This is a genomic window from Kitasatospora sp. NPDC004272 (genome assembly GCF_053603035.1).
The window spans coordinates 105,532-122,943 of record NZ_JBSGET010000003.1 but is presented as its reverse complement, the minus strand read 5'-3'; the positions used below and the strand labels follow the sequence as shown (position 1 = coordinate 122,943).

17 protein-coding genes are annotated in these 17,412 nt (G+C 72.1%); 13 read left to right on the top strand and 4 right to left on the bottom strand.

The features are described 5' to 3' along the window. Window positions 1–38: 38 nt before the first annotated feature. From ACWEO5_RS02120 to ACWEO5_RS02110, 3 genes are all read right to left on the bottom strand, one after another. Complete coding sequence (locus ACWEO5_RS02120; protein WP_380272936.1) at window positions 39–176, bottom strand: hypothetical protein; 138 nt, start codon at window positions 174–176, stop codon at window positions 39–41. Then, on the bottom strand, window positions 173–469 hold the full coding sequence (locus ACWEO5_RS02115) for a helix-turn-helix domain-containing protein (RefSeq protein ID WP_344557120.1): 297 nt from the start codon (window positions 467–469) through the stop codon (window positions 173–175). Before ACWEO5_RS02115 ends, ACWEO5_RS02120 begins: the two co-directional genes overlap by 4 nt. 164 nt (window positions 470–633) lie before the next feature. Further along, window positions 634–2,109 carry a DHA2 family efflux MFS transporter permease subunit gene (locus ACWEO5_RS02110; RefSeq protein ID WP_452159248.1) on the bottom strand — a complete coding sequence of 492 codons (1,476 nt, stop codon included), beginning with the start codon at window positions 2,107–2,109 and terminating at the stop codon, window positions 634–636. 233 nt (window positions 2,110–2,342) lie between these two features. On the opposite strand from ACWEO5_RS02110, the gene ACWEO5_RS02105 reads away from it, so the two are divergent. The 13 genes from ACWEO5_RS02105 to ACWEO5_RS02045 all read left to right on the top strand — a co-directional run bounded on the left by ACWEO5_RS02105 (window position 2,343) and on the right by ACWEO5_RS02045 (window position 14,191). Continuing rightward, a complete protein-coding gene (locus ACWEO5_RS02105; protein ID WP_452159246.1) occupies window positions 2,343–2,714 on the top strand; it encodes a MarR family winged helix-turn-helix transcriptional regulator in 372 nt (123 codons plus the stop codon). A gap of 416 nt (window positions 2,715–3,130) precedes the next feature. Beyond that, complete coding sequence (locus tag ACWEO5_RS02100; RefSeq protein ID WP_452159244.1) at window positions 3,131–4,840, top strand: AMP-binding protein; 1,710 nt, start codon at window positions 3,131–3,133, stop codon at window positions 4,838–4,840. A gap of 99 nt (window positions 4,841–4,939) precedes the next feature. After that, window positions 4,940–5,944, top strand: coding sequence for a ribonucleotide-diphosphate reductase subunit beta (locus ACWEO5_RS02095; protein ID WP_344557124.1), 1,005 nt, complete (start codon window positions 4,940–4,942; stop codon window positions 5,942–5,944). 44 nt (window positions 5,945–5,988) lie between these two features. Further along, complete coding sequence (locus ACWEO5_RS02090; RefSeq protein WP_344557126.1) at window positions 5,989–6,249, top strand: acyl carrier protein; 261 nt, start codon at window positions 5,989–5,991, stop codon at window positions 6,247–6,249. Between the two features lie 62 nt (window positions 6,250–6,311). After that, the gene (locus ACWEO5_RS02085) at window positions 6,312–7,001 is read left to right on the top strand and encodes an SGNH/GDSL hydrolase family protein (protein WP_452159241.1); all 690 of its coding nucleotides are present in this window, start codon (window positions 6,312–6,314) and stop codon (window positions 6,999–7,001) included. Further along, window positions 6,998–8,617 (top strand): GMC family oxidoreductase, encoded by a 1,620-nt coding sequence (locus ACWEO5_RS02080; RefSeq protein ID WP_452159239.1) that lies wholly within the window; start codon window positions 6,998–7,000, stop codon window positions 8,615–8,617. The genes ACWEO5_RS02085 and ACWEO5_RS02080 overlap by 4 nt, the downstream gene beginning before the upstream one ends. Window positions 8,618–8,645: 28 nt before the next feature. Next, the gene (locus ACWEO5_RS02075) at window positions 8,646–9,011 is read left to right on the top strand and encodes a hypothetical protein (protein WP_344557132.1); all 366 of its coding nucleotides are present in this window, start codon (window positions 8,646–8,648) and stop codon (window positions 9,009–9,011) included. Window positions 9,012–9,053: 42 nt separating this feature from the next. Continuing rightward, on the top strand, window positions 9,054–10,310 hold the full coding sequence (locus ACWEO5_RS02070) for an acyl-CoA dehydrogenase family protein (protein ID WP_344557134.1): 1,257 nt from the start codon (window positions 9,054–9,056) through the stop codon (window positions 10,308–10,310). Between the two features lie 16 nt (window positions 10,311–10,326). Beyond that, complete coding sequence (locus tag ACWEO5_RS02065; RefSeq protein ID WP_452159236.1) at window positions 10,327–11,241, top strand: hypothetical protein; 915 nt, start codon at window positions 10,327–10,329, stop codon at window positions 11,239–11,241. Beyond that, on the top strand, window positions 11,238–12,080 hold the full coding sequence (locus ACWEO5_RS02060) for a HesA/MoeB/ThiF family protein (RefSeq protein WP_452159234.1): 843 nt from the start codon (window positions 11,238–11,240) through the stop codon (window positions 12,078–12,080). Before ACWEO5_RS02065 ends, ACWEO5_RS02060 begins: the two co-directional genes overlap by 4 nt. After that, window positions 12,077–12,988 carry an AurF N-oxygenase family protein gene (locus ACWEO5_RS02055; RefSeq protein WP_344557139.1) on the top strand — a complete coding sequence of 304 codons (912 nt, stop codon included), beginning with the start codon at window positions 12,077–12,079 and terminating at the stop codon, window positions 12,986–12,988. Before ACWEO5_RS02060 ends, ACWEO5_RS02055 begins: the two co-directional genes overlap by 4 nt. A gap of 1 nt (window position 12,989) precedes the next feature. Beyond that, complete coding sequence (locus ACWEO5_RS02050) at window positions 12,990–13,394, top strand: DUF4873 domain-containing protein (RefSeq protein ID WP_452159231.1); 405 nt, start codon at window positions 12,990–12,992, stop codon at window positions 13,392–13,394. A gap of 29 nt (window positions 13,395–13,423) precedes the next feature. After that, window positions 13,424–14,191, top strand: coding sequence for a dienelactone hydrolase family protein (locus ACWEO5_RS02045; RefSeq protein WP_452159229.1), 768 nt, complete (start codon window positions 13,424–13,426; stop codon window positions 14,189–14,191). Window positions 14,192–14,260: 69 nt separating this feature from the next. Here ACWEO5_RS02045 and ileS read toward each other — a convergent pair whose 3' ends face one another. Next, on the bottom strand, window positions 14,261–17,392 hold the full coding sequence (gene ileS, locus ACWEO5_RS02040; RefSeq protein WP_452159227.1) for an isoleucine--tRNA ligase: 3,132 nt from the start codon (window positions 17,390–17,392) through the stop codon (window positions 14,261–14,263). Between the last annotated feature and the right edge of the window lie 20 nt (window positions 17,393–17,412).

Genomic DNA, 17,412 nt, shown 5'->3' with positions numbered 1-17,412 from the left:
GCCCTCGTCGTGTGCGGGGGGCGCCGGGTTCGGCGGGCTCAGTCCGGGTAGCAGGTCACGGCCGTCTGCGGGCGGCCCTGTCGGACCAGGGCCAGCTTCCGGTTGTACGTGCGCCGCGGGATGCCGATGAGGGAGCAGAACCTTGAGACGGGCATCTCCGCATCGGTGCGAATCATCTCAAGGTCCGTGAAGGGACCGGGCGCTCGGTGCTGTTCATCCAGGCCCGCAGCTGTACGCGGGCCTCCTGCAACTGGGTCTTCAGGGCGTCGACCTCGGCCTTGAGTTCGGCCTCGCGGGTCCGGGTGCGCTCGGGGCCGTAGGCGCCGGCGAGCCGGTCGCGGCCGCCCTGGATGAACTGCTTCTTCCAGTTGCTGATGCTCTGCTCGGAGAGCCCGTTCTCGCGAGCGGCGGAGGCCATGCTGACATGGCCGGCCAGGATGCTCAGCACGATGCGGAGCTTGTCCTCCACAGGCAGTGCGGGTGGGCGTGCCAATGCTCCCCCTTTCTGAGATTGTCGCTCTGATTCGGGAGTGGTGCACGGGATTTCCCGGCCCCCGGGGGAGTCCTCCCTCGGGGAAGGCCCCGGCCCACCGTGCTACCGGCGGGCCGGGGCCTGACCTTCCGGGGGCGGGGTCACGCCCCGGCGGCGCCGGCGGTGCTGTGGGATCCGCCCGCGCTCTTGGCGGCCTCCTGGGCCTGCGGCGGGACGGGCGCCGGAGCGGGGTCGGGCAGGGTGAACGCGGCGATGGCGGCGACCACGGTGGCCACGGTGCAGGCGATGTAGACCGCGTGGAAGGCGTCGACGCCCGGGCGGTCGTACGAGGCGAAGATCGCCGCGAGGCCCGCGGTGCCGAGCGCGCCACCGACCTGACGGGAGGTCAGGTTCATGCCGATGCCGGCCGCGAAGCGGTTCGGCGGCAGCGAGGTCGCGGCGATCGAGGAGATCGCGGTGGCCGCGAAGCCGAGGCCGCCGCCGCCCAGGAGGCCGGACGGCACCCAGGCCGACCAGAACTTGGGCTCGGTGTCGAAGAAGAAGCTGCTCGCCTGCATCGCGGTGCAGCCGGCGAACATCAGCAGACCGAGGATCACCAGCCAGCGGTGCTTGGTGCCGTCACTGATCCGGCCGGCCACGGTGGAGGTGACCATCGAGGCGAAGGCGCCGACGCTCAGCGCGCCCGCGGCCTGCATGATGCTCCAGTGCCAGACCTGGGTGGCCCAGAGCGGTCCGGCCAGCAGCCAGGCGAACATCGAGACGCCGAAGATCGAGGCGACCACGTTGGTCCGGGCGAAGCGGGTGCTCTTCCACAGGCCGGTGTCGATGGCCGGGGCCTCGTGCTTCTGCGAGCGCAGCAGCGCGACCAGGCAGAGCGCGAGGCCGCAGATCAGCAGGCCGAGGGTGCGGGCGTCGGTCCAGCCCCAGTTCTCGCCCTCGGTCAGGGCGGCGACCACGAAGCCGATGCCGACCGCGAGGGAGACCGTGCCGATCAGGTCGGGGAGCTTGCTGCCGGCCGGCGGCAGGTGCTTGGGCAGGCCGCGCAGGCCGCCGAGCAGGAGCAGCAGGCCGATGGGGCCGTTGATGTAGAACACCGAGCGCCAGCTCAGGTGGTCGACCAGCAGACCGCCGATGACCGGGCCGATCACCGCGGAGAAGCCGGACGCCGCCGACCAGGCGCCGATCGCCTTCATCAGCTGGGGCAGCGGGGTGGCCGCCATGATCAGGCCGAGCGCGGCGGGGATCATGCCGGCGGCCATCGCGCCCTGCACGAAGCGGCCGATGATCAGGGTGGCGGCGTTGGGCGCGGCACCGCAGACCAGCGAGGCGATGGTGAAGCCGACGAGGGAGCCGAGGAAGACCTTGGCGCGGCCGACGGTGTCGGCGAGCCGGCCGACCGGAGTGAGCAGGGCCGCGAACATGACGGCGTATCCGCTGACGACCCAGGTCAGGTTGGCCATCGTGGTGCTCGGGTAGGCCTTGATGATCTCCGGGAACGCGATGTTCACCACCGAGAGATCCAGGAAGGCCATGAACGAGGCGCCTGAGCAGAGGAGCAGGACCAGGCCGGGGTTGACCGCGGCCTGACCCCCCGTCCGCTGAGAAGAGTCCGACATTGCGGATCTACCTTCCTAAGGGCAGGGCGGAGCCCTTGCCGGGGATGGAATGACGCGTGCTGAATCCGGGCCCGCCAGGTAGGATAGGCAGGGTCCTGACGTTTCAAAGACTGCAGGAACGTAAGGTTCCTGTCAATCCGGTTCTCGGTGAGGTGGCCATGGGGAACGCTGTATCCGGGGCGGAAGAGGCTCACCTTTGCCTGAGCTTCCTGGTCCGGCAGGCGTGGTTGAGCATGCGCTCGACGGTCGAGGAGGTGCTCGTCGAGCACCGGCTCTCGGTGCCGCAGTACGCGGCGCTGCTGGTACTGGAGGAACAGCCGGGCGTGTCGCTGTCCGACCTGGCGCGCACGGTCGCCTCCACCCGCCAGTCGGCCACCGAGCTGATCGCCGGCATGGAGCGGGACGGCCTGGTCGAGCGCCGCAAGCACCCGACCAACGGCCGGACCCACCAGGTGTTCCTGACCGAGCAGGGGCGCACCCTGCTGGAGGTCGCGCGGCCCGCCGTCTGGGCGTGCGAGCGGGGGCTGGAGGAGGGGATGACGGAGGGTCAGCAGGAGGCCGCCCGCACCTGGTTGGCGCACATGGTGGAGGCCGGCAACAGCTGACCCGGCCCGCCGGGCGTGATCGCGCCCGGTACGAAGAGCCCGTCCGAGGCCCGGCGGCCGGCCCCCCATCGGGGCCCCGCGGAGGCGGAGGGCGGGCTCGAAGTGTTCCCGGGCCGGGCCGCTGACCTCGGCCGCCTCGTCTGGCCCCGGGCCCCGGACGCCGGTGGGGGTCGCCCGCCGCCTCTGCGCGGTCGGCCCGCGCGCCGCCGGCCGCGGATCGCGGGGGCCGCTCCCCACCGGCGTCCGGGGCCCAAACTTTGCCGCTCGGGTGGTTGGGCCATCTTGCCTCGCCCGAGGGTGGGAACTGCGCAGGTGAAAGCGTGTTCGATGATCCCCAAGCTTGGGTGGGGCAATAGTTTGCTATTGACTGCTAGTTGTCACCCCAGTAGGTTTCTGCTGCGGCACTTGAACAGTTCATGGAGAAATTCGGGGGAGTTTTCCAAATGCGCGTTCTGGATTGGGCCGATAATCCCTCGGCCGACCGTGGTATCCACTTCTTTCAGAATGACCAGGGCTGGATTTTCCGGCCGTACTCCGAGCTGGCCGGACAGGCCGCCGCAGTGGCGGCCCTCCTCATCGAACAGGGCGCCGCGCCGGGTGACGTGGTGTCGCTGCTGATCAGCGAGGTGGAGGATTTCGTCCCCGCCTTCCTCGGTGTGATGATGGCGGGGCTGACGCCCTCGCCGATCGCCTCGCCGGTCACCTTCCAAGGCGTCGGGCAGTACGCCGTGCACGTCGCCGAGTTGGTCAAGACGGCCGGATCGGCGCTGCTGCTGGCCGATGCGGACCTCGTCGAGGTCGCCGCGCAGGCGGCGCTCGCCGCCGGCCGCGGCCGGGCGGTGGCGCTGCCGCCGCTCGCCTCGCTGCCCGCGGCCGAGGTGCTGCGCCGGGCCGAGCCGGAGCTCGCGCTCCTGCAGTTCACCTCCGGTTCCAGCGGCGTTCCGAAGGGCGTGAAAGTCTCGCCGGAGAACCTCGCGGAAAACGTCGCGGCGATTCACGGCTGGCTCGGCATCACTCCGGAGGACTCTGTTTCCTCCTGGTTGCCGATGTATCACGACATGGGTCTCGTCGGAACATTCCTCGGCTCCGTGGTGGCCCAGATCGACCTCTGGCTGCTGACTCCGCTGGAATTCATCCGCTCGCCGCTGCGCTGGCTCGAAACGCACGGTTCATACGGCGCAACAGTCACCACGGCGCCCAACTTTGGCTACGCCTACACGGCCCGGCGGGTCCGTCCGGAGCAGCTGTCCGGAATGGACTTCTCCCGGTGGCGGGTCGCCATGAACGGAGCGGAACGAATTGTTCCGCGGGCGGCCGCCGACTTCGCCGCACTGCTCGGTCCGCAGGGGTTCCGCCCCGAGGTCTTCGCGCCCTGCTACGGCCTGGCCGAATCCACGCTCGCCGTCACCGGGGTCCGCCCCGGCAGCGGCGCCCGCGCCGTCCGCCTCACCGGCGGCCTGCGCATCGGCGCCCCGGTCACCGTCACCGAGCAGGGCGTCCTCGGCACCGCACTGGAGGAGGACGGGCCCGCCTGGCTCACCAGTTGCGGCGCCCCGGTCCCCGGTGCCACCGTCGAGATCGTCGACGAGGACGGCGGCGCGCTGCCCGACGGCGCGTTCGGCGAGATCCGGGTCCGCGGTGCCTCGGTGGCCCTCGGCTACCAGTCGCTGCAGACCGGGGCCTCCGCCAACTTCACGGCGGACGGCCTGCGCACCGGCGACTCCGGCTTCCTGCTCGACGGCGAGCTGTACGTGGTCGGCCGGGTCGGCGACAGCCTCAAGGTCCGCGGCCGCAAGGTGCACGCCGAGGACGTCGAGGCCGCCCTCACCGCCGTGCCCGGCATCCCGGTCGGCCGCTGCGCGGTCGCCCTCGGCGCCGGCGAGGACTCGCTCCACGCCGTCGTCCTGATCGAAGCGGCCGGCGACCAGTGGCTGGAGCCCGCCACCGCCGTCCTGCGCTCGGCCACCGACGAGACCGTCAAGGCCACCGTCCTCCGGGTGCAGCGCGGTGGCATCCCGCGCACCTCCAGCGGCAAGCCGCGCCGGCGGCTGATCTGGCGCCAGTACCAGGACGGCGAGCTCGTCGGCGACCTGCTGCACGGCGAACTCCCCACGGCCGTCGCCTGATTCCCCGCGCCGTCGAGGCGCGTTCCACACGCCACGCGTGCTTTCACCGCCCCTTTGCCCGTCACACCACTCCGTGAGTAATGACCCAGAGAGGCCATCATGTCCGTTCTGACCCTGGGCGATGCCGGTTTCGTCCCGGACATCACCGACGAGGCTCCCGAAGAGACCCCTGCCGAGCGCAGCGGCCGCCTCGCCACCTCCGCCGACCTGTACCGCCGCTGGGAGCGCCAGCAGTGGAGCGTCGCCGAGGTCGCCCCGCGCCGCGACGCCGAGACCTGGCGCGCCCTGCGGCCCTTCTCGAAGGAGCAACTCCTCGGCTCGCTCGCCGAACTGGAGGTCGGCGAGGTCTGCGTCACCCAGACCCTCGGCTCGCTCACCGACCACCCGCAGACCGAGGACGACCGCATCTACCTGTGCACCCAGATGGCCGACGAGGCCCGGCACGTGCGGTTCTTCCAGACCTACATCCAGGACGCCTGCGGCGTGCCGCTGCACGAGCAGGAAGGCCGCGAGCTGGAGGCCGCCGCCGACTACGCCAACGTCTTCGCCCCCGAACTCACCAAGGTCACCGGCGAGGTGCGGACCGACGGCTCGCCCGAGGCCTGGTACCGCGCGCTGGTCTACTACCACCTGATCACCGAGGGCGTGCTCGCCGCCACGGCGCTGCGCACCACCCGCTTCCTCGCCAAGCGGCTGAACCTCACCGCGCTGGACGAGGGCCTGACCAACGTCACCCGGGACGAGTCCCGGCACGTCTCCTTCGGGCTGCGGGCCGCCACCGACGGCGTCACGGCCGGCTACCGCCAGGTCATCACCGACGCCCACTTCGAGGCCGTCGACATGGCCGCCTGGGTGCTGATCGGCCCGGCCCGGCACAACCCCGCGCCGGCCATCCCGGTCGCGCTGCAGGGCCGCGCCGCCCAGCTCCAGGGCAGCGTCGACATCGGCCGCGAGCGGCTGCTCAAGCAGCTGCGGATCATCGGCCTGCCCGAGCTGACCGAGCGGGCCGACCAGGCCTGGACCGCCGGCATCGACAAGGCGCTCGACGCCTACCAGGAGCGCTGGGACGCGCCGCACCCGATCCGGGCCGCCGCCAGCGCCTGACCACCCGTCAACCCTTCGCAACCCGGAAGAGAGTGCCAAACATCATGAGCGAGACCATCGGCGCACAGGTCCGCAAGCTCGTCGGAGAGATGAGCCCGCTCGGCGCCCGGACCGCGCAGTCCGACGACCGGCTGGTCGAGGACCTCGGCTACGACTCCCTCGCCGTCATCGAGCTGTCCCTGCAGCTGGAGGCCACCTTCGCCCTGCAGCCCATGGCCCAGGGCACGGCCGTCGACATCACCACCGTCGGCGGCATCGAGCGCCTGGTCGAGGAGGCCCTCGGCGCCCCCGCCGACGCCGCCTGACCCACCGCCGCGCGTCCCCGGTGCCCGCAGAGCCGAAGGAACTCCAAGGAAGGGGAGTCGACATGACGAATGACCGTTCGATCGAGGAAGCGGACCCGTACTGCCTGAGCGACGAGGCCGCCGGCAGACTGCTCTCGGGCACCGGATGGCGACGCTTCGCCGTGATGGGCGACAGCTTCGCGGCGGGCGTCGGCGGGCCCTGCGCCGGCTACGCGGACGTCTCCTGGCCCGAGCGGGTCGCCACCGCGCTGCGCGGCGGCGCGCCCGACCTCGCCTACCTCAACACCGGCGTGGTCGGGCTGCGCACCCGCGAGGTCCGCGAGACCCAGCTGGAACGGGTCCTGGAGTTCCGCCCCGACCTGGTCAACGTCGCCGCCGGCGGCAACGACCTGTTCGTCCCGTCCCCCGACCTGGACGCGGCCGAGGAGAACCTGGAGGCGATCTACGCCGCCCTCACCGGGCAGGGCGCGCACGTCTTCGCCTTCACGGTGTGCGACGTCTTCGAGGCGTTCCCCGAGTTCGCCGAGCTCCGCCTCCTGGTGTCCCGGCTCAACGACCGGATCCGCGCCGTGGCCGCCCGGCACGGCGCCACCCTGGTCGAGATGTGGGACCACCCGGTGCGCACCTCGCCCACCCTGATGAGCGCCGACGGCATGCACTTCTCCATGGAGGGCCACGCCGTGCTGGCCGGCGAGATCATCCGCGCCCTGGCCGAGTCCCGGCAGCCCGTCACCGCGGGGAGGCCGGCATGACCACCGCCGACTACGTGGTCGTCGGCGCCGGTTCGGCCGGCTGCGTGCTGGCCGACCGGCTCAGCGCCGACGGGTCCACCGTGGTGCTGATCGAGGCCGGCGGGCCCGACCGGGCCGCCGAGATCAGCATCCCGGCCGCGTTCCCCAAGCTGTTCGGCAGCGCCTTCGACTGGGCGTACAGCACCACCGAACAGCCCGGCCTCGACGGCCGCCGGATCTTCTTCCCGCGCGGCCGCACCCTCGGCGGGTCCTCCTCGCTGAACGCCCAGATCTGGACCCGCGGCCACCGCGCCGACTTCGACGGCTGGGCCGCCGCGGGGGCCACCGGCTGGGACTGGGACCGCGTCCTGCCCTACTACCAGCGGGCCGAGGGCCGGGTCGGCGAGAGCGGCCGGGACGGCTACGGCACCGAGGGGCCCATCCCGGTCGACGACCTGCGCGACCCCAGCCCGGCAACCGCCGCCTTCCTCGCCGCCTGCGCCGCGGCCGGGTACCCGGCGATCGGCGACGGCGAGACCAGCGCCCGCCCGGGCGCCGGACCGGTCCGGGTCACCCAGCGCAACGGCCGCCGCTGGAGCGCCGCCGACGCCTACCTGCGCCCCGCGCAGCAGCGCCCGCAGCTCACCGTGGTCACCGGCGCCCTGGTGCGCCGGGTGCTGCTGGAGGGCCGCCGGGCGGTCGGCGTCGAGGTCAGCGGGCCCGACGGCGTCCAGCAGATCACCGCCCGCCGCGAGGTGGTGCTCAGCGCCGGCGCCGTCGGCAGCCCCCAGCTGCTGCAGCTGTCCGGCATCGGCGACCCGGCCGAGCTCGACCGGCTCGGCATCCCGGTCGAGGTCGCGCTGCCCGCCGTCGGGAAGAACCTCAGCGACCACCTGTACGTGCCGCTCGCCATGAGCGCCCGCCAGGAGATCTCGCCGGGGCTGGACCAGCACGCCGAACAGGCCCTGGAGTACTTCCGGCACCGCCGCGGCCCGCTGAGCTCCAACCTCGCCGAGGCCCTGGTCTTCCTCGCCACCGAGGAAGGGCTGCCCGGACCGGACGTCGAACTCGTCTGGATGCTGGTGCCGTTCCTCGACAGCGGCCGCGGCGAGGCGCAGAACGGCGTCACCCTCGGTGTCGTGCTGCTGCAGCCGGAGGGCCGCGGCAGCGTCCGGCTGCAGTCCGCGGACCCGGCCGTCGCGCCGCTGATCGACCCGGGCTTCCTCGCCGACGCCGACGGCCGCGACCTCGCCACCACCATCGCCGGCGTCAAGGCCGCCCGGCAGCTGCTCGCCCGGCCCGAACTCGACCACGTGGTCGGCCAGCCGCTGCTGGCGGGCCTGCACGAGGCCGATGACCGGGGCCTGGCCGAGCTGGTCCGCCGGCACGCCGAAACCCTCTACCACCCGGTGGGCAGCTGCCGGATGGGTGCGGACGAAACGTCCGTGGTCGACCCGGAACTCCGGGTGCGTGGTACCACCGGCCTCCGGGTCGTCGATGCCTCCGTCATGCCGGTGGTACCACGCGGCCACACCCACGCGCCCACCGTGATGCTCGCCGAGCGGGCCGCCGACCTGATCCGCGGCCTGCCCGAGCCGCCGGCCGTTCGGGGCCGCGCCCTGGCCGGTCGCGCCTGACCACCCACTCCCAGACCGAAGGAAGGCCATGACCGCCAACGCCACCCTGCTCCAGCAGACCCTCACCGCGCTGCTGGACGACGCCGAGCTGACCGCCATCCTCAAGGAGCGCGGCCTGTCCCTGCTGTTCGTCCAGCGCGACCCGGAGACCGTCGCGCTGCTCTCCGGCGACGGTGTCACCTTCGACGAGTTCCCGCAGGACGGCGCCACCCTGCGCTTCGAGCTCAGCGGCGACACCCTCCACAAGCTGCTCACCGGGCAGCTGAGCCTGCCGCGCGCCGCCGCCGCCCGGCTGCTGACCGTCAAGGGCCCGGTTACCCGGCTCCGCCAGCTCGGCGACGTGCTGCCCCGGGTCGGCGCCGCGTACGCCGCAGTCGCCCGCCAGGCGGCCTGACCGACCCCCTTCTTCGAACACTGACGATTGCGAGTGCTTTCCGTGACCACCGCCTTCGAGCTCAAGAACCCGGCAACCCTTTCCGATCTCGGCGCCCTCAGCGCCGCCGCGATGCCCTCGTTCTTCCAGCTCCCGCCCGACGTCGAGCAACTGCGCGACGAGGCACGCGAGTTCGCCGAGACCGTGGTCAAGCCGCGGCGCCTGGCCAATGACCTCGCCCCGCACGACGAATTCGACTGGGAGATCGTCCGCAAGGGCCACGAGCTGGGCCTGCTGCGGCTCACCATCCCGAAGGAGCTCGGCGGCCGCGGCGTCGGCACGCTCGGCGTCGCCGTCGTGCTGGAGGAGCTGGCCGCGGTCTGCGCCTCCACCGCGCTGATCTTCGGCGCCTCGCTGCTCGGCCAGACCAGCGTGCTGACCTCCGGCGACCCGCACCTGCAGGCCCGCTTCCTGCCCCAGTTCCTCGGTGACGAGCCGGTGCTGGCCTGCAACGCGATCACCGAGGAGGTGGCCGGCTGCGACCTGCTCATCCCGGACAACTCCCCGGTCGCCCAGGAGGTGATGACCGCCCGCCGGGACGGCGACGAGTACGTCCTCAACGGCATCAAGCGGTTCATCACCAACGGCAAGGTCGCCGAGTGGGCCACCGTCTTCGCCAACCTGGAGGGCCACCCGGGCGCCGACGGCCTGACCGCCTTCATCGTGCCGCTGGACACCCCCGGCGTCACCCGCGGCCCGGTCGCCGACAAGATGGGCTACCGCGCCTGCCTCGGCACCACGCTGCTCTTCGAGGACGTCCGGGTGCCGGTCGAGAACATCGCCTTCGGCGAGGGCGGCGGCTGGGGCTTCCTCACCATGCAGTCCAACCAGGCCCGCTCCACCGTCGCCGCCATCTCGGTCGGCGTCGCCCGCGGCGCCTTCGAGATCGCCCACCGCTACGCCGGCGAGCGGGTCCAGGGCGGGCTGCCGCTCTACCAGCACCAGTTCACGGCCCGGAAGCTGGCCGAGATGACCGCCAAGATCGACGCGGCCCGGCTGCTCTACCTGCAGGCCGCCTACCAGGCCGACAACATGCTCCCCGCCCCGACCTACGGCCCCGCCGTCGCGAAGCTGTTCGCCGACCGGATCGCCATCGAGGTCGCCGAGGAGTCGATGTCCATCCTCGGCGCCCGCGGCTACTGCCGGGACTACGACGTCGAGAAGTTCGTCCGCGAGTCCTTCGGCGCGCGGATCTACGAGGGCACCCCCGAGGTGCTCGCCCTGGCCGTCACCAACGCGCTCTACGGCCACCGGGCCTGACCCCCGAGGAGTGACGATGAACGGGACGCAGACCGCGGTTCAACACCGGTTCGTCGCCGACGTGCGGGCCGTCCACGACCGGATGAACCTGCGCGGCCTCGCCGCCGCAGTCCGTCCCGACGACCTGCTCTACCTGGCCCGCCGCCAGGACGGCCTGGTCGTCCTGGCGGCCCGCCACCAGGGCATCCCGCACCGCTACCTGCTGGGCATCTACGGGTTCCGGCTCGCCCAGTACCTGCGGCTGGGCTTCGCCAGCGAGGAACTCGCCTACCGGCGGGCGCTGTTCACGGAGCCGCACGGCGGGACGGCCGCCAACGAGGTGCACGTCCTCGCCATGGACGAGCGCAGCGGTGCGATCCTGCGCTACGTCTCGCTCGTCGGCGCCCCCGACGACGCCCCGCAGGACCCGCGGGACGCGGCCCGTCCGCCGTTCCCGTGCGAGCAGGCCCACCGGGTCAACCTGTTCGACCACGTCGAGTTCGACGAGCCGGTCGCCACCAGGGAGATCTGGGAGGTCAAGCGGCTGGTCCACCGCACCCCGCAGGCCGGCGACGACGGCGCCACCAGGCTGCGGGTCACCCTGGAACTGATGCTCGGCTTCTACACCGCACTCGGCCGCATCCGTCCGGCCGTCAAGGTCCTGGTCGGGGACGGCGAGGAGGGCGTGGCCATCCAGCGCACCCTGCGCAGCCTGCGCGAGATCACCGTGCTGGAGGGCACCACCCCCTCGCTGCCCGACGACGACCTGATGTTCCCGCTCTACACCGCGCGCGAGGTGGTCAAGGCGTTCGCCGCCCGCGCCCCACAGGGAGCCGAACTCGACCGGCTCACCGACCGGTTGACCGAGGCGCTGGCCCACGAGGACCTGCTGCACGGCTTCCGGTCGATGGTCGGCTCGGTCGGCGGACAACTCAGAAGGGTCGCGATATGACCGAGACGGCAGCTGGCGCCCGCGCCCTCACCGCCGACGACTACTACGCCGAACTCACGGTCCGCAACCGGGGGTTGATCCCCGAGTCGGCGCAGCTCGCGCTCGGCAAGGCCCGGGTGCTGATCGCCGGCTGCGGCTCCACCGGCGGCGCCGCGGTCGAACCGCTGGTCCGGCTCGGCGTGCAGGACTTCGTGCTCGCCGAGCCCGGCGAGTACGAGCTCAACAACCTCAACCGCCAGCACGCCCGGCTGGACGACCTCGGCCGGAACAAGGCCGACCGGGCCGCCGGGACGATCCGCGAGGTCAACCCGCACGCCCGGGCCCGGGTGTACGGCACCGGCGTCCAGGACGACAACGTGCGGGAGCTGCTGGACGGCGTGGACGTGGTCATCGACGGCGTCGACGTCACCACGCTGGCCGGCTGGCGCGCCAAGTTCCTGCTGCACCGGGAGGCCGCCCGCCGGGGCGTCCCGGTGGTCTCCGGCTACGACATGTCGGGCACCCAGTTCGTCCGGTACTACGACTACCGGGTCGACCCCGTGCCGCTGGCCGGCCGGGTCACCGAGGAGCACCTCGGCGCCGAGCGGGTCTGGGACCTGCTGCTGCGGATCATCCCCCGCGAGCTGGTCCCCGAGGACCTGGTCCAGGACATCCGGGCCAACGGCGCCGACACCGAGTACAGCATCCCGCAACTCGTCTACACCTCACACCTGTTCGGAGTCCTGGCGGCCCGGTACACGGTGGCGGTGCTGGCCGGCTGGCCGGTGGCCGCCGAAGTCACCGTCGACGTCCACGGGCTCGTCGCGACCGGAACGGCCCCCAAGGAGGAGGAACGATGACCGACCTGATGGAGAAGACCGACCCGCTCGCCCGGCAGACGAAGAAGGCCGCCCAGCTGCTCGTCGCCTCGGCCCGGCACTCCTACGACCCGATGGTCGACATCGACTGGGAGGCCCCCCTGGAGGAGGGCAAGTGGTTCCTGGCCGAGAAGCGCTGCTCGCTGTACGGCACCGAGCTGTGGGACACCCTCAGCCTGGAGCAGAAGATCCTGGTCAGCCGTGAGGAGCTGGCCTCCTCGGTGGCCATGGGCGTGTGGACCGAGCACATCCTGCTGCACCTGGTCTCCCGCTACGTCTACAAGCGCGACGTCTCCACCCCGCAGGTCCAGTTCGCGCTGACCGAGGTGGCCGACGAGGTCCGGCACATGATCATGTTCGCCAAGCTGGTCGAGAAGATCGGCAGCGAGATCTACCCGACGCCGGAGAAGACCCTCAAGAGCGGCCTGGTCCTCAAGACCTTCGCGCCGGTGCCCGCGCTGTGGGCGCTGATCCTGCTCACCGAGGAGTTCTTCGACCGCTTCCAGCGCGAGCAGGCCAACGACGAGACCCTCCAGCCGGTGGTGCGCAGCGTCGCCCGGATCCACGTCGTCGAGGAGGCCCGGCACATCAGCTTCGCCCGCACCGAGCTGGAGCGCTTCGTGCCGACCCTGTCCAGCTTCAAGCTGGACCTGCTGCGCAAGTTCCTGGCGAACGTGGTCAAGAGCATGCGCGAGGGCCGCTACAACCCGCTGATCTACCAGCGGGCCGGCCTCGACCCGAAGGTCGCCATCGCCCAGGCCAAGGCCAGCCCGTACGCCAAGGAGAACGCCGCGTACGGCGCCGAGCGGATCGCCGCGTACTACAAGAAGATCGGCCTGATCGGCGGCTCCTCCGAGAAGGTCTGGCGCGAGGCGGGGTGGATCTCCTGACATGACGGCGATGACGGTGCACAGTAGTCGTGACGGTCACGACGCGTACGGGGACGATGACGACGCGTACGACGAGGACGCCCACGACGGGGACGCGCACGACGAGGACGGGTACATGGGGGCAGCGGTCCTGGAGATCGACGGGCGCAGCCTGCCGGTCCGGGGCAGGCTGGCGGGCTACTTCCAGCCGCTGGACGGCCGCTACCACTGGTACGGCCGGATCCAGGCCGACGCCGAGCTGGCCGAGCTGGTCGGCTCGGGCCGCGCGGACGCCGTCCTGCGGACCCCGCACGGGCAGGCCGCCGGCACGCTCGGCGACCCGGACCTCTGGCAGCGCTACCGGATCGAGGGCGTCGGTCGGCCGCCGTTCCCCGTCCCGGTGAGCGTCGTGCACCGGATCGACTGAAACCTGCTGCAACGACCCTGGAGCCCGACATGTGTTTCGACCCCGACTCCGCCCCGCCCGTGGAGCACGGTCCCGGCGAGGTCGCCTCGGCCGAGCTGCTCGCCCTGCGTTCCGCCGACGGCACCGAGTTCGCCGCCTTCCGCGCGGTGGGCGAGGCCCCGACCGGCGTCGGCGTGGTGGTCCTCCCCGACGTCCGCGGACTGTACGGCTTCTACCGCGAGCTCGGCCTGCGGTTCGCCGAGCACGGGCACACCGCGCTGGTGGTCGACTACTACGGTCGGACCGCCGGGGTCGACCAGCGCGGGGAGGACTTCCCGTACCAGGAGCACATGCGGCGGCTCACGCCGCGCCAGCTCCACGAGGACCTCAGCGCCGCGATCGCCCACCTCCGCTCGCCGGAGGGCGGCAACTGCCGGGCCGTGTTCACGATCGGCTTCTGCATCGGCGGCCGCCTCGCGGTCCTCGCCTCCATCCGGGACCGCGAGCTGGCCGGCACCATCGGCTACTACTGCTGGCCCGCCCCCGGCCCCGACGGCGCCCCCGGCCCCACCGGCCGCGCCGCGGAGCTCGGGGCCCCGGTGCTCGCCCTGATGGCGGGCGACGACCCGGGGATCCCGCCGCAGCACGTGAAGGAGTTCGAGGAGGCCCTCGCGGCGGCGGGGGTCGACCACGAGGTGGTCACCTACGAAGGCGCGCCGCACAGCTTCTTCGACGTGAAGCAGGGCGACTTCCTCGACGCCTCGGTGGACTCGTGGAACCGCGTGCTGGCCTTCGTCGACCGGGTGGCCGGCCGCTGACGGAGGGACGGGGGGACCGCGCGACCGGCACAGCGGTCGCGCGGTCCCCCCGTTTCCGGCCCCCGGCCGTCACGCCTTGCGGAGGGTGAACTCCAGGGCGAGGTCCTCGGCGGTGAAGCGCGGGGCGTCGGGGTCGGTGATGGTCAGGCCGATCGTCTCGGCCAGCACCTCGGCGGCGATCAGCGACTGGTGCTCGGTGAGGCCCTCCAGGGTGTCCTGGTCGGTGCTGGCGAGCTGGAGGTGGATCCGGTCGGTGATCTCCAGACCGGAGTTCTTCCGGGCCTCCTGGACCTGCCGGACCGCGTCGCGGGCCACGCCGAGGCGCTTCAGCTCCGGGGTGATCGTCAGGTCGAGGGCGACGGTGGCGCCGGACTCGTTGGCGACGGCCCAGCCCTCGCGCGGGGTCTCGGTGATGACCACCTCCTCGGGGGAGAGGGCGACCGGCTCGCCGTTCAGCTCGACCGAGGTGGTGCCGGTGGCGCGCAGCTCGGCGGAGAGCTTCGCGGCGTCGGCGGCGGCCACCGCCTTGGCGACGTCCTGGACGCCCTTGCCGAAACGCTTGCCCAGCGCACGGAAGTTGGCCTTGGCGGAGGTGTCGACCAGCGAGCCGCCCACCCCGGCGAGGGACTCCAGCTCCAGGACGTTGAGCTCCTCGGAGATCTGCGCCCGCAGGTCGGCGGGGAGCTCCTCCCAGCCCTGGGCGGCGATCAGCGCGCGCAGCAGCGGCTGGCGGTTCTTGACGCCGCTGCCGGCCCGGGTGGCGCGGCCGAGCTCGACCAGGCGGCGCACCAGCGCCACCTGCTTGGCCAGTTCGGGGTCGACCAGGCTCTCGTCGGCGACCGGCCAGCTGCTCAGGTGGACGGAGACCGGGGCGTCCGGGGTGACCGGGACGACCAGGTCCTGCCAGACCCGCTCGGTGATGAACGGGGTGAGCGGGGCCATCAGCCGGGTGACGGTCTCCAGCGCCTCGTGCAGGGTGGCCAGCGCGGCGGCGTCGCCCCGCCAGAAGCGGCGGCGGCCGCGGCGGACGTACCAGTTGGACAGGTCGTCGACGAAGCCGGACAGCAGCTTGCCGGCCCGCTGGGTGTCGTACGCCTCGTAGGCGGCGTCCACCTCGCGCACCAGGGTGTGCAGTTCGGACAGCACCCAGCGGTCGAGCACCGGGCGGTCGGCCGGGGCCGGATCGTTCGCGGAGGGGGCCCACTCGGCGATCCGGGCGTACACGGCCTGGAAGGAGACGGTGCTCCAGTAGGTGAGGAGGGTCTTGCGGACCACCTCCTGGATGGTGCCGTGGCCGACCCGGCGGGCCGACCAGGGGGAGCCGCCGGCGGCCATGAACCAGCGCACCGCGTCGGCGCCGTGCTCGTCCATCAGCGGGATCGGCTGCAGGATGTTGCCCAGGTGCTTGGACATCTTGCGGCCGTCCTCGGCCAGGATGTGGCCCAGGCAGACGACGTTCTCGTAGGAGTTCTTGTCGAACACCAGGGTGCCGACCGCCATCAGCGTGTAGAACCAGCCGCGGGTCTGGTCGATCGCCTCGGAGATGAACTGCGCCGGGTAGCGCTGCTCGAACAGCTCCTTGTTGCGGTACGGGTAGCCGTACTGCGCGAACGGCATCGAGCCCGAGTCGTACCAGGCGTCGATCACCTCGGGCACCCGGACCGCGGTGGCGGAGCACTGCGGGCAGGGGAAGGTGACCTCGTCGATGTACGGACGGTGCGGGTCCAGGCCGGACTGGTCGGTGCCGGTCAGCTCGGAGAGCTGGGCGAGCGAGCCGACGCAGGTCAGGTGGTCGTCCGCGCAGCGCCAGATCGGCAGCGGGGTGCCCCAGTAGCGGTTGCGGGACAGCGCCCAGTCGATGTTGTTGTTCAGCCAGTCGCCGAAGCGGCCGTGCTTGACCGTCTCCGGGTACCAGTTGGTGGCCTCGTTCTCGCGGATCATCGCGTCCTTGACGGCGGTGGTCCGGATGTACCAGGACGGCTGCGCGTAGTAGAGCAGCGCGGTGTGGCAGCGCCAGCAGTGCGGGTAGCTGTGCTCGTACGGGAGGTGGCGGAACAGCAGGCCGCGGGCCTGCAGGTCGGCGACCAGGGTCTCGTCGGCCTTCTTGAAGAACACCCCGCCGACCAGCGGCACGTCGGGCGCGAAGGTGCCGTCGGTCTCCACCGGGTTGACCACGGGCAGGCCGTAGCGGCGGCAGGTCGCGAGGTCGTCGGCGCCGAACGCGGGCGACTGGTGGACGATGCCGGTGCCGTCCTCGGTGGTGACGTAGTCGGCGGTCAGCACGTAGTGCGCGTCCGGGATCTCCACGAGCTCGAACGGCCGCCGGTAGGCCCAGCGCTCCATCTCGGCGCCGGTGAAGGACTCGCCGGTGGCCTCCCAGCCCTCGCCGAGGGCCTTGGCCAGCAGCGGCTCGGCGACCACCAGGCGCTCGTTGCCGTCGGTGGCGACCACGTAGGTCACCCCGGGGTGGACGGCGGCGGCGGTGTTGGAGACCAGCGTCCACGGGGTGGTGGTCCACACCAGCAGCGCGGCGGTGCCGGCCAGCGGGCCGGAGGTCAGCGGGAAGCGGACGAACACCGAGGGGTCGACCACGGTCTCGTAGCCCTGGGCCAGCTCGTGGTCGGAGAGGCCGGTGCCGCAGCGCGGGCACCAGGGGGCGACCCGGTGGTCCTGGACCAGCAGGCCCTTGTCGAAGATCTGCTGCAGCGACCACCAGACCGACTCGATGTAGGACGGGTCCATGGTGCGGTACGCCTGGTCGAGGTCGACCCAGTAGCCCATCCGCTCGGTCAGCTCGGCGAAGGCGTCGGTGTGCCGGGTCACCGAGTCGCGGCACTTGGCGTTGAACTCGGCGATGCCGTACTTCTCGATGTCCGGCTTGCCGGAGAAGCCCAGCTCCTTCTCCACCGCGAGCTCGACCGGCAGGCCGTGGCAGTCCCAGCCGGCCTTGCGGGCCACGTGGTAGCCCTTCATGGTGCGGTAGCGCGGGAAGACGTCCTTGAAGACCCGGGCCTCGATGTGGTGCGCGCCCGGCATGCCGTTCGCGGTGGGCGGGCCCTCGTAGAACACCCACTCGGGGCGGCCCTCGGACTGCTCCAGGCTGCGCTGGAAGACCCGCTCCTCCTGCCAGAACGACAGGATCCGGTGTTCGAGCGCGGGCAGGCTCACCTGCGGGGGAACGGCGTTGTACGTGGGCGACATGGGGCGTCTACCTCCGGCGG